Here is a 14,474-nt window from a genome sequence, read left to right as displayed (position 1 = left end):
ATGTCCCCACTGCGAAAAACCACTGGGGACAGCGGAAAGCCGCGCCAGTAGCGGTGTCCCCAATGTCCCCAATGTCCCCAGCAAAAAACGGCACTTCTCATTCGTCACGGGAAAGCGAAGACTTGATCCGGGAATTTATGGAAGTAGACGGCATGACATTGGAGCAAGCGGAAGCGATGGCGGCTATCAGTATCAGACCGCGACCGATTACCGAATGGCTGGCGAATATCCGGGAACTTGAGCGGCTGATAGGTGTTTATTGCTTGGCCGCAAGAATCAACCCAGAATCAGCAAAGCGGATCAGGGAGGCCAGCAAGCGGCAGTCCCTGGCATCAATCCCGGACTGCTTGGCATGGTTTCGACATCAGTGCGAAGCCTTGGAGCGGCAGAAGCAAGGACTTGATCCGATTTGAAATCCTCCCAAGTATCGGGGAGCCCGCAATCCGCGTAATGCGCGAGTTCCCCGAGCGCTACCGGTAGTTGAAAAACAATCAAAGTAAATCAATCGGCGGGGCGGCCCGGTCGGGGGAAGTGGCCGTAATGATCTGCTTTGCACAATTTGAAATTGAGCTTTGGCCGGACGCCCCAAATGGGCATCCGGGTCACAGCCGACCAAGACCAGGATTGACCGAAACGCAAGAAGCATCAAGGTTTCAAGTGAAGGTTTCAGGCAAATAGAGTGGGCGATGCGGCGAATCAATACCTTGACCCACCATTGACGATTCCTTGATATCGATGCCCCCACTATCTGGCGGACAAGCAGGAAGTATCCAATCAGGTATCCACGGAAACGAGACTTTCACAGCGTTGGGGCAAACAAGCCTCAATAGCTGCGCCCTTAATTCGAGGGGCTGGCCTACTGGCGAAGAATACCCATCCGGCTTTAGGTCGAGACTCCCATTTTGGGCGTCTCGGGGAAAGGGTAGCGTTTGAAACGCGATCAAGTGAAAACTTGACGAAACCTCACTTCGCCCAACAACCCAAAAGCGGAGCGGCGATAAATCCGAACATAAGTGCGCACCCTGTCAGCCCAAAAAACCAGCAGCACCAGCATGGCGGGCCAGCAAAGGGCCGGAAAGGTACGCAGATAAGTCCGAATCTTTCCGGGCAAAAGCGGTATCGAATCCATACCAAAACCGGCGCACCGTTCCCGAATTGCAGTAACTATCGCAGTAAAAAATAGTCATACACCAGGAAAGCAGCGCCAGTGCTGAATCTTCGATTCCGGCTCCCGCACCACAGAATTATTCTATGCAGTACAGAGATGTTTGAAAGCCCGCGTGTCTACGGACACAGCGGGCTTTTTGTTGTTCGCGTCCGGGCAAGGACGTGGCGTTACATCAACGCTTAATACCGTCATTTTTGACGGTACCGCCCTCCCATCCAATTCCATATACCGTCAAATGAGAATTCTCTCTCGAGGCGTCGCCATCGTGCTTTGATATGAACCAGTCGCACTCTGTGACTGGAACCGCCTTGGTGATTTAGAGGGCACCACTCATCCTCTAACCGGTCAAGATTCGCGGCAGCGTCTTAATTTTACGTATGCGTATCCGGACACAGTAATTAAGCCGTTGGAAAACAAATCTGCGATATACCTCAATCCTCATTTTTATGAGGGTGCAATCGCCTAACATTTTCCCATCAAAAGTGATTCTTTAGTACTGACTTGGCCGTGCTTTCAGACTTCCACGCATTTGCATGGAAGTTCATCAGGTGGTCCGGTCTTTGATTCTACAGGTACAGTATTTGGCATCAATACGACGAGCTTGCAGCCAGATACGAATATTTCATACGTAACGAAGGTCCGCGATGCTTAGCACTTGTGATTGAAGATTTCAAAATTGGGGAAGATGTAGAGCCGGGAAATTATTCGCTCCATGAACTAGCCTTGAGAGGCTTTGCTTCCGTCGTCGGAGGTGCAGACCCGACCTGAATATATCGGCATCTGCCCCCTTTTCCTTGACATCCTAAACAATGACGAAATCCCTTTCTATTTGATAAAGCTGACCGCCATAGCGAAGATTACCCGCACAATCCGCAAGCTAATTTTTGACGAATTCCGTCTAGATATGCCTTTATTAAATCCTCGAATTACATCAGCTCAAAAGGAGACAGAACTCCGAGCAATTCGGAGTCAATTTTTGGATGGGGTATCAACCAAAGAACTTGGGAAAGTTGAATATTGGCCCTGGACAGCACATCTTCGACGTTCATATCCGCACGAAGGAGAGCTTGGCTCGAAACTGGAATTAACGTCAATCCGGACTGAGCAGCATCTGAGATATTCATCCCCAATCTCTTAGATTTCTCTTTCGAAGCTACCTGCAAGAACTTAGCCAGAGCAAGTTCGGATATGAGATGCCATTTACAGTCTATAAAAATTGGCAAAAAAGAAAACGAGTGCATGAGCATTAATTTCCTCGCCTGAGCAATCAGATGCCATTTCTCAACTACCACTACGGAACCAACCATTACATCCTTAACTAATCTTTGATCCACTGCCATCAGCCCCTCTTCCAATCCAATGCACAACTCAATTGCTGCCGTCGTCGCGTGCCGGGCATAAGCTCCTTGATGCATAGAGTCGTTTCGTGCTCTGCGCACTATGTCATATAAGCTGTTAAAGGACTTAAAGCTAGACTCTTCTACCAGATCGTCAAACACACAAGACTTACTTGCATAGAAACCTATGCGCTCTCGGTATGTATTCATATCTGCTTGACGCCGTAGCAAACGCATACCGAGTTCTTCCAATGCGAAGCAAACAGCATCAAAGCCTTCACTATCTGCCAAAGCAGAATAGCGCGCTGCGCGCAATTTATCCCGATAAAGAATGCATTCTTCAGCGCTCAGCAAGTCCTCTGGCGGAGTTTCTCGTATTGGATTCATATGTCGAATAGCGTTATCTATAGGGCTTAAGCTGCTTAACAATCTCGGCAAATTGCGCCTTCCATTGCAGATGCCCCGCCACCAGCTCAGTACAGTCGAAATTGAAGATCTTGTCGTGATCCAGATGTATCGGTAAATATCCAATTGGCTTGCTCTGCATGCCATTAGCGCCCTGGTAGAGATATTGAAGCACGGTGTCTTCGCTAGAGTGACAGTTATATATCTTCCCTTTTACCGCCTGCGCCGCCTGCTCCCAACCTTCATCGTCTTTAGCCCCCCCACCCACAGCGCCCCCCAACAGGTAAACATTTTCGATGCGCGGCTTATCTTGAGTCGCGAGGGCCTTCAACGCAAAATACACAGCCCTCGCTCCCAGCGAGTGCCCTGCTAACGTAAACTTCCATCCTGGCGTCCGCGCAATTGCGTCAGCCAACATGATTCCGGTCATTTGGGCTTTGATCATAGTTCGATGCCACGGATTAGCCAGCAGATCCGTCAAGCTACTAAGAATGGAAAACGGCCCTATCTTCTTCCCGGCCTCCTTCAAAGCTTGCTTGGCCAAACCCTTGGCAAACTCAAGGCCTGCCGCCTTCGGTGCAATAGAGACTAGATGCCCTAGCTTACGCAATGCATGGGCCTCCCAATCAGTGTGATACCAAGTATTTTTAGGGAAGGCCATTTGAAGCTGTGCCCTCCAGTCGTCAACATTACGATCGCCTTGAGATAAAAATCCATTTAGGACGATGATGGCGTGCTTATTTCCATATTGAATTCGACTAATATCGAAATGATCCACCTGACCAAAATAGCTGTTGCTTACAACCGCTCCTTGATACGCGCCCAATGCGGCCCCGGCCGCAGAGACAATAATAGTCCCTCCCGCCATCGTTCCTCCGCCAATAGCAGCCAATGATGCGCTAGTCAATGCTGCCCCCGAAAGGCTGCTAATCGCTGTTCCAGTTCCTGCAGCGCCAAGTAACCCGGCGCTCCCCAAAGCACTAGCGAGAGCAGGCCCTGCGGCTAGTACGGCGGGGGTAAAAACTGCAATGCCGCCAGCAACACCTACACCAATTTTCGCAGCTCTTGCAACATTGATAGACCTACGTTGGAATATCTTTCCATATTCGTTTATGTCATTCAGTTTGACATTCAAAGACTCGAACGCAGCAATGGAGCCATTGTGTTCAGCGCAAAGATGATCGCTGCTTTCTGAAGAGCTACGTGCCATGTTCTGACACCCTGGCACACGACATTCAATCGATTGATCGCTACATGTACCACATTCGTAGACGTCTCGACTGATAACATTTTTTTCAGAAAGAAAGTGATATGTTTTGTTATAACACCATGAGCAATAGCGATTATCCAAAATAGTCATGTTTATTCTACTTTTTATCGATGGAATATTTCTGGGCGACTTTTGATACTCAATCTCGTCGCCTCCCCTTACTGCAACAACGATTCTAATTCGAAACAGAATTGATTTCTCGCATTGCGCAGCCAATAGCGTGTACATCACGAATCTCTAACTTAACAGTTCTACGTATTAATCAAGAAAAACCTTGCCTTCGACCATTAAACAGTTACCAACGCTAGGCTACTTACACCAGACCATGTGCCACTTCCTATGGCAATGGGGTTGCAATGAGCAAATAAGAAGCTGCTCAGGCGCTAGACCTCACAGGAAATCGTAACGAGCCAGGTCAAGGAAGAAGAATTCAAGCATTGGACAGCCAAGCGCAAAGCGGCGCTGGCGATAGAGACTATCCATGAAATGACGACAGTAGGGGCGGCTAGCAGGTCGTTTGATATCCCGCCTTCAGAAATCGAAGAATGGGTCGATGAAGACCGCAAAGGGGTGGAGAACTCCCTGCGTTCTAAAGCGTTGGATGTAAGGGAGCAGTACGAGCAGCAACTCAAGGAGCTCCAGGAAGCCTGCGGGGAAGCCATGTTGGAGCTTCGCGCCATAAAAGAATTGGCATCCTTACTGGGCGAGGAAGACAAGTAATCGAGACCATCTTCCGGGGAGTCAAACAAGACAGTTTAGACGTAGCTATCAGCAGTATCTGCGCGTGGTTCGGGATTGCCAGGCGCGGTGCTTACTACAAGACTGTGAAGGCCGAGCCCAAAGTGTAGAGCACTTTGCCGAACCGATCCGGAAGATGATTCTGGAAGAGCCGTCCTTCGACTATCGCACTGTGGCTGGGCTGCTCGAATTCAACAAGAACAAGGTGCAAAGGATCGTCCAGTTCAGAGTTTGGCAGGTTAAGAAGCGTCCAGTTGGATTTCGGCCAAGCGTTAAGGCCTTGCCGTCGGTAGATGCAGAACCAAGCCAGCGCTGGGCATGAAGACACCGGCTGAGGCGTTTGCTTTAACTGCTTGATGAGAGCAGGTTTGACTGAGGCATTACATGTCCGCGTAGCACTGGAGCAGCTCGGATTATTGTCGTCAACGATCAACCGTGTTGCCAATGATGCCCGAGTCCACAAGCTGTGCGCTTCTCGTGATATCAGCTACGCTCACAATCTGACCTTCGCCCCTCGTCACGCCACAAAAAAAGCCCCGCATAGCGCGGGGCCAAAAAGGGAGCATATATCTCCCAGGGAAGACTTCCACACAGCGCCATTACCAGCAGCAAGCGAACGAAAGAACGAACAAAAAACTATTCAAGCGCTTTGCCCAATGGCATGTTCAATCAACAGCCTCAGCACAGGTAATCAATCCAGCAAACGCCCGACTGATCAACACAGGCCGCTAACCTGCTTCAATCTTGAAATGCCCCACCAGGAGCTTCAACTGCCGCGCCTGCAGATCCAGCTCGCCGGCCGCAGCTGCGGCCTGCTCCACCAGCGCCGCGTTTTGCTGCGTCTTGTCGTCCATGGTCGATAGCGCCTGATAGCTATCCGTGATGGAAGCACTTTGACGATCCGAGGTGGTATGGATGTGCTCGATGAGTTCACTCAAATCCCGAACCGAACTCAGTATGCTGCCCATGGCAGCGTCGGCAGAGCCAACAAGCTTTACCCCTCGATCCACACGCTGTACCGATTCGTCGATGAGCCGTTTGATCTCCTTGGCTGCTTGCGAGCTTCTTTGGGCCAGTACCCTGACCTCGGAGGCAACGACGGCAAATCCCTTCCCCTGCTCACCCGCACGAGCCGCCTCCACGGCAGCGTTGAGCGCAAGAATATTGGTCTGGAAAGCGATCGAATCAATGATGGCACTGATATCCGATATCTCTTGAGAACTGCCGCTGATGGCATCCATCGTCGCGGTAATCTCTTCAATGACATCCCTGCCCTGCTCGGCTTTCCTCCTGGTTTCGTCGGCCAGATTGTCGGCGTCGCGCGTCTGCTCTCCGTGGCGATGTACCAATTGCGTCAGCTGCTCAAGGCTTGAGACCGTCTCGCCGAGGGCAGAGGCAGTCACGGAAGTCCTGGTCGCCAAATCTGCGCTTCCGACCGAAATTTCCGCCGCAGCGGTCGCAATGCACTCGGCGCCGTGCCGCACTTCCAGCACCGCCCTGGCCAATTCATCCCGCATTTTTCTGATCGCAAAAACGATGCTGACCTCGTCGTTCGGAGCCGGTGATACCTGTGTCGTAAAATCCCCGCCCGCAATGCTCCTGGCCATCATGGAAACGGCGTCCGGGTCGCCACCGACGGAACGTTTTACGCTTCGGTTGATCAGCAGCACCAGGGAAAGCGACAGCATGAAAATGAGGCACAAGACGCCGATGGAATTTCTTAATGATTCCCTGAAGGCCGCATCAATATCGTCGGTATAAACGCCCACCGTCAAAATCCAGCCCCATGGGCGATAAGCGGCCACCCGCATCAACTTGGCAGCGGGGACCAGTTCTCCCGGACGCGGCCATACATAGCTGAGAAAGCCAGTCCCGTCATTCGATTTGGCGGTAGCCACGATGTCGCGATAGAGGGGATAGCCATTGGCATCCTTGAAGGCTGCCATGTCTTTCCCGTTGAGTTCCTTCTTGACCGGATGCATCACCGTCACAGCGTCCTCACCGGTAATGGTGACGTAGCCATCCTTGCCATAGCGCATCTGCTCTATCACACCGATGGCGGCCTTCTCTGCTTCTCGCCGAACAAGGCGCCCTGATCGCACCTGCTCGTCAAAATATCTGAGGTGGGACAAGCCTATCTCGCCCACACTGATCAGCTCCTGCTTGCGCTCTTCAAATCGGGCTTGCCGAAGCTGGTATGCATCAAACAGAAACATCCCCGTCATACACGTCAGACTGGCCACCAGCGGAAGCCAGAGCTTGAAATTGAAAGTGAGAATTTTCATGCAAGGTCAATGTGAGGACATTTCGAGCGGTGATGATGGCGGCAACGGAACAATCCCGTCGCATCGGCCGTCTCGCAGCACCATCACTGCAACACGGCATTGGCACTGGCATTGGCGGTGCCATTCGCACTGGCGGGAACAAGACCAGTTTTGAGGACACCTCGCAGCACCGAGACAAAGGCTTTGATCAGGTGTTCATTTCTGACGGAGTTGTATCGCAAAAAGAATTCCAGATGGCCCGGCTCAGGCAAGGACCACGGTGCAAATGCGCGCGGGTAAGGCGCCTCCGCAATCATCAAGCTCTCGTTGAACAAGGCCGCTCCCCAGCCGGCACGAACGGCAGCACGCACGATCGCAGGATCGTCACTATCCAGATTGACGGTCCACTTGATCCCGGCAGCCTTCAAGATCTCAAAGGCGTGGTCTCGTACAAACGCAGGCGCCGGCAGCAACACCAGCGGGATGCTGTCTGTCTCCTTGTTGAATTTCGACAGATCTCCCACCCAAACCAATCGCTCCCTTTTGACTACCTCGCCCTTGGCATCCCCGTCGCGCTGCGCGCCCAGGATCACGTCAAGCGCACCGGACTCGAGCTTGGCGATCAGGATATTCGTACGTGCCGTTTCGCAGCGCACCTCCAGGCCGGGATACTCGCGGCGAAGCTCGAGCAGAAGCGGAAAGAGCGAGGTGACGCTAAACCCGGGCGTAAATCCAAAACGCACCATGCCGTCAAGGCGATCACTGGAAAAATGCTGGCGGACCTGCGCGGCAACCTCTACGACTTGGCTCGCCGCCGCCAGAAAAACCTCGCCATCATTGGTCAGTTCGATCCGCCTGCAATCATCCGAGAGAAGCTTGCGGCCAACGATCACTTCCAGCCGTCTCATCTGTGTATCGACGAACTGCTCCGTGAGCGACATCTTTTCCGCAACAGCCTGGAAGCTTCCCAACTCGTGCAGATGGACAAACATCTGCATCAACGTCGGATCAATAAGGCGATTGAGCAATTTATTCCCCATAAAAACCCCGCGACGATACGAACTGCAAATCCTGAGGCGCGACACCCGGCCACCTCTCCTGCACGCATACTAAGTCGGGAACTCACCAGGGAAAAAACAATAAATATTTGTGAAATCACCAATGAAAAATTGTTTAACAAGAAACCTGATTCCGCATAGCATGTGTTGACTTTCGACCATATTGGTTTCCATCAAGTCTCGAAGCGAGGGCTTGCTTGCGCGGCTTGTCGGGGCGCATTGGACGCACCGCAGGCTCCGTAACATTTTCTTCAAAAGGGGATGTTGTTCAGGCGAAGAAGATACGCTGAAGAAGACAGACGTGATTTCCAAACCACGCCGAGAAAACCATCCACTCATTCATCAGGCTTGCCTCGGAAACTCAACATGATCTCTCTACGCTATCCGCATAGCCACATGGAGTATCAGCCCGTCGTTGATTTTTACAGTGGAGGAGTACTGTTTTTTGAAGCCCTTTTCCGGCCGGGAAACGAAGAGTCGCCGCAAGACGTCTGCCGTTTGGCCGAGCAGCAAGGCTGGATCATCGATATCGATTTATTCGCGCTTCGGTCGTCGCAGGCAACGCTTCAGAAGCATGAAACGCTCTGCATCGCCGTCAATGTATCGGGTGCCTCCATCATGTATCACGCACAGAAGATCCTGGACCAGCTCGATCAGGTATCACAGATCTGCACGCGCCTCACCATTGAAATTACCGAGACGCACAATATCGAGATTGCCCTGCTTGAACTGTTCGTCCATCAATGCCGGCTCAGGCACATCAAAATTGCACAGGATGACTTTGGCGTTGATTTTTCCACGGCATCAAGGGCAAGAATCATTCGCCCGGATGTCATCAAGATCGTGGCGCCCATTGCCAGGGAGCGCCTGGTCGGATGGGCAAATGACTACTTGTTGAACGCGGCGGAGCTGGCCAGGGAGCTCAAGGCCATCTTGCTCGTGGAGCGGATAGAGACAGTTCTCGCAGAAGACATCGCGCGCCTTCATGGTGCGACTGCCGGGCAAGGCTATGCCTATGGGAAGCCGGAGAAACTGGTCAATGCTGCGCTCTCGATAGCGACATGACGCATGATGTGCGGCAGAAGATGCGTTGAAACAGGAGCGGCAGTTCCTGCCCCTTCCTGAAAGAATCCCTTCACGTCAGACTGAATTTCCCCGCATCGAATACCCGGCGCGGGACGACAGGCGTGCTGCATGCTTGTTCGCCATTTTCCGGCACGCTAGGGGCATCGCTCAATTTTCTCCCTGGAGACTTATTTGAATAACCGACTCATCGACCCGGCACTGATGCGCATGTTCGTCTACCTGAGCGAGGAAGGAACATTTACCAGTGTGGCTGAGCGCTTGAGCCTGACGCAGCAGGCGGTGAGCGCGCAGATGAGGCGCCTGGAAGAGCTGACCGGACGCGTCCTGGTCAAAAGAAACTACCACAAGGTAGAGCTGACTCACGATGGCGATGCACTGCTTGTCACGGCCAAGCAGATAGTGGAACTGTCGGAGCGCTTGCAGCGGCAATTTTCCAGCATGCCCCTGGAAGGCGTCATCAGGCTGGGCTTCAATCTGGGCGTGGCGCCTTCGATGCTGTTTCCCCTGATGAGCGAATTGCGCCGGTCTCATCCCAGATTGGAGGTCCGTTGCCAAACGGCGCCCAGTGAACAGTTGCTGGCCCGTCTTCAGGCTGGCAGTCTCGACATCGTCCTGGGAGCGCAGCGTGCCGGCGACCTGAGGGGAGAGATCATCCGAAAGGAACGCCTGGTCTGGGTTGGGGACATCGACAACCTGGTCAAACCCGGGAAACCTGTTGCGCTGGTGATGCTGCCCTCACCTGCCTTCATCAGGGAGCACATATTCGACGTCTTGAGCAAGGCTGGCCTGCACTGGACCGTGCACACGGAATGCGACGACGCCTCCACCATGAAGGCGGCGATTCTTGCGGGATGGGGGATTTCGCTGTTCAACGAAGAGATGCTGGCGGGCGATCCTGATTTTCCCGGACACGCTGAAAAGGGAGCGCTTCCTGATCCTGGGCACATCGAATTTTTCATGAACTTCTCATCCAACCATGACAACCAGCTGATCGATTCGATGGCTGCCATTTTGCGCAGCACACTGAGCTACCCATAGGCACCGCGCAGACCCTTGGCCTGCGCAGGCCGGAGCCCTGAGACATGAATACTTATCTTGAACATAGTGATTTGGTGTCAGTCACGATCGAGGCTTCGATTCAAGCAATGGCGCGTCAAGATGTGATCGTCATTTCCACCCGTGTTCCGTTACGTCGGATCATGGTGCTGGCAGAACCCAGAGAGTCCTACGCCGTTTTACGGGGCAGAGAATTTACCGAACAGTCTGCACTCCTCTTCCTTGATCGCTTGGAAACTGCGCTTGCAGAGCATCATCCCCAGCACGCCATTGAGTATCTGCTCCATCAACTTGGCATGGTGGGATGGCTTGTCGTCAAGCTCTTTTCCGAGGGTTCAGCCATTTCAGTTACCGAGGCCAACATTCGGTTCGAGCGGGGAATTGACGGTGCGGTCTCCATGACGCACTCTTTTCCCGCTGCAGCCCCTCTGCGGGGCTCCTTGCTGCCGCGAAGACCCGCCCTCCCCGGAGCGAAAATAATTTTCTGAAGCAAGCAGTATCATTTTTCCGCAGACGGCTATATAATCGCCCCCTCTTCGAAAAAAGACCCCGCAAAAGCGCCCCTCAGCGCAGGCAGGAAATGGTTTTTTCGACAGGATGCGAAAGCCGGCCAGCGCCACAAGTTGCGCCCGGACTGCAAAGAACAATTCACAAAAAGGCCCTCGCAAGCGAGGGCCTTTTTTATGGCCAACGGATTTGCAAATAATTTGCGCAACCCCGTCCAAAGCCGCGCCAGCACTGGAAACTTATCCCCGTTTTATGTGCATAAACCTGTGGATAACGCATAGGCACCCCACGAAAAGGCCGTCCCCGCCTGCCCTCCCAATAAACCGCACAAAATTTAGGCAGTCCACACCACCAGAAAATCATTTACGCGGCTTGCTCGCCATCGCCTCCCGCAAGGCTTGCGCCAGCGTCGCCGCCGCCGGTTTCAGGACACGTCCCTTCAAGGTAATCAAGCCCATCGCCCGGCTCAGGACCGGGCTGGTCACCGGCCGCGCCACGATGCCCTTGTAGGGCGCATTGCGAATGGCCAGCTCCGGCAGCAGCGCCACCCCCAGCCCGGCCGCAACCAGGCTGATGGCGCCGGCTACGTGATTGGTCTCGTACTGGATCACCGGCCGCTGCGGCACCCGCGAGAAAGCATTGTCGATCAGGCTGCGGTTGCCGCTGCTGGAGGACACCGACACCAGCTTCTCCCCGGCCAAGGATTTCCAGTGCAAGGTGCTCTGCGCGGCCAGCGGATGATGGGACGGCATCACGGCCAGGTAGCGCTCGCGCGTCAATTCCTCGAAATCGATCTCGGCTTCCTGCGCGCCGATGAAATTGACGCCGAAATCGGCCTCGCCCTTGCGCACGCTCTCCAGCACATCCGCTGCACTCTCGTCGATGATGCGCACCCGCACATTGGCATGGGTGCGCGCATAGGGTTTCAACACCAGCGGCAACAAATTGTTGGCCACCGAGGGCACGCAAGCCACCGTCACCTGTTCGCGCCGATGCGCCATGCCCTGCTCAACGCTCTTGACGGCCAGCTCCAGCTCCTCCATCACCGCCTGGGCGTGCACCAGGAACAATTCACCTGCCGGGGTGAGCGAGACGCGCCGGGTGGTGCGATCGAAGAGCCTTTCCTGCAAGGCTCGCTCCAAGTTCTCGATGCGGCGGCTCAGCGCCGGGGCGGTAATGAACAGGCCTTCGGCGGCCGCCCGAAAGCTCGACTGGCGTGCCACGGCGAGGAAGGCCTGCAATTCGGCGGTCTCGATATTGATGCGCATTTTTTATCAATTCCCAGAATAATTGCAATTAACTTTTCAAACGATTCTACGCAAACTGCCGGGTCTCATCCCCAAAACATCGAAATAACACGCCAACAGGAGATCCGCATGATCCGTTCCACATCGACTGCGCGCACCGTGCGCACTTCACTTTTCCAACGCAGCATCCTGGCCCTGGCCCTGGGCGCGATGACTTCCCTGGCCGCTGCCGCCGAGCTCCACGTGGTCAGCTCGGGTGGCTTTGCCGCCGCCTACAAGGCACTGGCTCCTGTGTTCGAACAAAAGACCGGCCACAAACTCATCTCCGGCTGGGGCCCCTCCATGGGCGAAACCCCGCAAGCCATTCCCAACCGCATGAAGCGCGGTGAGCAGATCGATTTGGTCATCATGGTCGGCGACTCGCTGGACAAGCTGGTGGCCGAAGGCAAAGTCTCCATGTCGGAGCACAAGCTGCTGGCCCTCTCGCGCATCGGCCTGGCCGTCAAGGCAGGCGCCCCCAAGCCGGACATCTCCACCATCGATGCCTTCAAGCGCACGCTGCTGAGCGCCCATTCGGTGGTCTACTCCGACAGCGCCAGCGGCGTCTTCCTCTCCACCAAGCTGTTCAAGCGCCTGGGCATCGACCAGCAGATGGCCTACAAGGGCCGCATGATCCCGGCCGAACCGGTGGGCGAAGTGATCGCCCGTGGCGAAGCCGAAGTGGGCCTGCAGCAGATCTCCGAATTGAAGCCAGTCAAGGGCATCGACATCATCGGCCCGATCCCCGAGAGCGTCCAGCAGCTCACGCCCTTCTCCGCCGGTGTGGTGGTCGGCACCCATGAACCCAAGGCGGCCAAGGAGTTGCTGGACTTCCTCGCCTCCCCGGAAGCCGAGGCAGCCATCAAGGCATCCGGCCTGGATCCGGCGGGTCGCTGAACAATGTGAAGCAAGGCGTCGAAGTATTGCCTTCAAGAGAGAACGAGAGAGACCGACATGAACACAACAACCACAACAACCACAACCAGCAGCACCGCCAAGCACTCCAAGCTGTCCACCGTCCTGCGCGTGACCAGCGGCAACTTCCTGGAGATGTTCGACTTCTTCCTGTACGGCTTCTATGCCAGCTACATCTCCAGGACCTTCTTCCCGTCGGACAACGAGTTCGTCTCGCTGATCCTGACCTTCGGCACCTTCGGTGCGGGCTTCCTGATGCGCCCGCTGGGCGCCATCATCCTGGGCAGCTACATCGACCGTGTAGGCCGTCGCCAGGGCCTCATCGTGACCCTGGCCATCATGGCCATCGGCACGTTGCTGATCGCCTTCGTGCCCGGTTATGCCACCATCGGCATGGCTGCACCGATCCTGGTGCTGACGGGGCGATTGCTGCAGGGCTTCTCGGCGGGGGTGGAGCTGGGCGGCGTGTCGGTCTATCTGGCCGAGATGGCCACGCCCGGCAACAAGGGCTTTTACGTGAGCTGGCAGTCGGCCAGCCAGCAGGCGGCCATCATGGCCTCCGCCTTGATCGGCTATCTGGTCAGCCAGTGGCTCTCGCCGGTACAGATCAGTGAATGGGGCTGGCGCATCCCCTTCTTCATCGGCTGCATGATCGTGCCGGCCATCTTCATCATCCGCCGCTCGCTGCAGGAAACGGAAGAATTCCTGGCCCGCAAGCGTCATCCGAGTTTTGGTGAAATCATGGCGTCCATCGCCCAGAACTGGAAGATCGTGGTGGCCGGCATGATGATGGTGGTGATGACGACCGTCTCCTTCTATCTCATCACGGTCTACACGCCGACCTTCGGCAAGAACGTGCTCAAGCTGTCGGCTTCCGATAGTCTCATCGTGACCTTCTGCGTGGGCTTGTCCAACTTCTGCTGGCTGCCCATCATGGGCGCGCTGTCGGACCGCGTGGGGCGCCGTCCGGTACTGGTGGCCTTCACGCTGCTGACCTTGCTGACGGCCTATCCGGTGATGTCATGGCTGGTGTCGGACATCAGCTTCAGGAACCTGCTGATCACCGAACTGTGGCTGTCCTTCCTCTACGCCAGCTACAACGGCGCGGCCGTGGTGGCGCTGACCGAAGTGATGCCGGCGCATGTGCGCACGGTGGGTTTCTCGCTGGCCTACAGCCTGGCCACTGCGATCTTCGGCGGTTTCACGCCGCTGGTCTCGACCTGGCTGATCGAAACCTCGGGCGACAAGGCGGCTCCCGGTTACTGGATGAGCTTCGCGGCAGTCTGCGGCTTGATCGCAACGCTGGTGCTGTATCGCGGCAAGGGGCTGGCAGCGGCTGCACCCCGGAACGCCTGATCCCACAGCGCTGGCCAGAATGAAAAAT

General features: G+C 55.0%; 12 protein-coding genes. 7 read left to right on the top strand and 5 right to left on the bottom strand.

All coding sequences use genetic code 11. The features are described 5' to 3' along the window. Nucleotides 1-62 precede the first annotated feature (62 nt). Nucleotides 63-413, top strand: coding sequence for a hypothetical protein (locus ACLRDN_RS07215; RefSeq protein ID WP_413459581.1), 351 nt, complete (start codon nt 63-65; stop codon nt 411-413). A gap of 1,681 nt (nt 414-2,094) precedes the next feature. Here the strand turns inward: ACLRDN_RS07215 and ACLRDN_RS07210 are convergent. Continuing rightward, nucleotides 2,095-2,892: a hypothetical protein gene (locus ACLRDN_RS07210; protein ID WP_413459580.1), complete on the bottom strand. Its 798-nt coding sequence runs from the start codon at nt 2,890-2,892 to the stop codon at nt 2,095-2,097. Between the two features lie 13 nt (nt 2,893-2,905). Continuing rightward, the gene (locus ACLRDN_RS07205) at nt 2,906-4,408 is read right to left on the bottom strand and encodes a DUF726 domain-containing protein (RefSeq protein ID WP_413459579.1); all 1,503 of its coding nucleotides are present in this window, start codon (nt 4,406-4,408) and stop codon (nt 2,906-2,908) included. 171 nt (nt 4,409-4,579) lie between these two features. Between ACLRDN_RS07205 and ACLRDN_RS07200 the strand changes: the two genes are divergently transcribed. Then, nucleotides 4,580-4,900 carry a DUF1153 domain-containing protein gene (locus ACLRDN_RS07200; RefSeq protein ID WP_413460358.1) on the top strand — a complete coding sequence of 107 codons (321 nt, stop codon included), beginning with the start codon at nt 4,580-4,582 and terminating at the stop codon, nt 4,898-4,900. Nucleotides 4,901-5,646: 746 nt separating this feature from the next. On the opposite strand, the gene ACLRDN_RS07195 is transcribed toward ACLRDN_RS07200, so the two are convergent. Both ACLRDN_RS07195 and ACLRDN_RS07190 read right to left on the bottom strand, forming a co-directional pair. After that, nucleotides 5,647-7,203 carry a methyl-accepting chemotaxis protein gene (locus ACLRDN_RS07195; protein ID WP_413459578.1) on the bottom strand — a complete coding sequence of 519 codons (1,557 nt, stop codon included), beginning with the start codon at nt 7,201-7,203 and terminating at the stop codon, nt 5,647-5,649. 83 nt (nt 7,204-7,286) lie between these two features. Next, a complete protein-coding gene (locus tag ACLRDN_RS07190; protein WP_413459577.1) occupies nt 7,287-8,222 on the bottom strand; it encodes a LysR family transcriptional regulator in 936 nt (311 codons plus the stop codon). 384 nt (nt 8,223-8,606) lie between these two features. On the opposite strand from ACLRDN_RS07190, the gene ACLRDN_RS07185 reads away from it, so the two are divergent. The 3 genes from ACLRDN_RS07185 (at nt 8,607) to ACLRDN_RS07175 (ending at nt 10,870) form a co-directional block, all read left to right on the top strand. Then, the gene (locus ACLRDN_RS07185) at nt 8,607-9,305 is read left to right on the top strand and encodes an EAL domain-containing protein (protein WP_413459576.1); all 699 of its coding nucleotides are present in this window, start codon (nt 8,607-8,609) and stop codon (nt 9,303-9,305) included. A gap of 192 nt (nt 9,306-9,497) precedes the next feature. Continuing rightward, a complete protein-coding gene (locus ACLRDN_RS07180; RefSeq protein WP_413459575.1) occupies nt 9,498-10,364 on the top strand; it encodes a LysR family transcriptional regulator in 867 nt (288 codons plus the stop codon). Nucleotides 10,365-10,408: 44 nt separating this feature from the next. After that, nucleotides 10,409-10,870, top strand: coding sequence for a hypothetical protein (locus ACLRDN_RS07175; RefSeq protein WP_413459574.1), 462 nt, complete (start codon nt 10,409-10,411; stop codon nt 10,868-10,870). Nucleotides 10,871-11,248: 378 nt separating this feature from the next. Here ACLRDN_RS07175 and ACLRDN_RS07170 read toward each other — a convergent pair whose 3' ends face one another. Next, nucleotides 11,249-12,157: a LysR family transcriptional regulator gene (locus ACLRDN_RS07170; protein WP_413459573.1), complete on the bottom strand. Its 909-nt coding sequence runs from the start codon at nt 12,155-12,157 to the stop codon at nt 11,249-11,251. A gap of 108 nt (nt 12,158-12,265) precedes the next feature. Between ACLRDN_RS07170 and ACLRDN_RS07165 the strand changes: the two genes are divergently transcribed. After that, nucleotides 12,266-13,072, top strand: a complete 807-nt coding sequence (locus tag ACLRDN_RS07165; protein WP_413459572.1) for a substrate-binding domain-containing protein — start codon at nt 12,266-12,268, stop codon at nt 13,070-13,072. Nucleotides 13,073-13,129: 57 nt separating this feature from the next. Next, nucleotides 13,130-14,446 carry an MFS transporter gene (locus ACLRDN_RS07160; RefSeq protein WP_413459571.1) on the top strand — a complete coding sequence of 439 codons (1,317 nt, stop codon included), beginning with the start codon at nt 13,130-13,132 and terminating at the stop codon, nt 14,444-14,446. Nucleotides 14,447-14,474 lie beyond the last annotated feature (28 nt).

Source organism: Herbaspirillum huttiense, assembly GCF_047300815.1.
GTDB lineage: Bacteria > Pseudomonadota > Gammaproteobacteria > Burkholderiales > Burkholderiaceae_D > Herbaspirillum > Herbaspirillum huttiense_A.
Note: the sequence above shows the minus strand (reverse complement) of the source record. Positions and strands in the feature narration are given on the sequence as shown.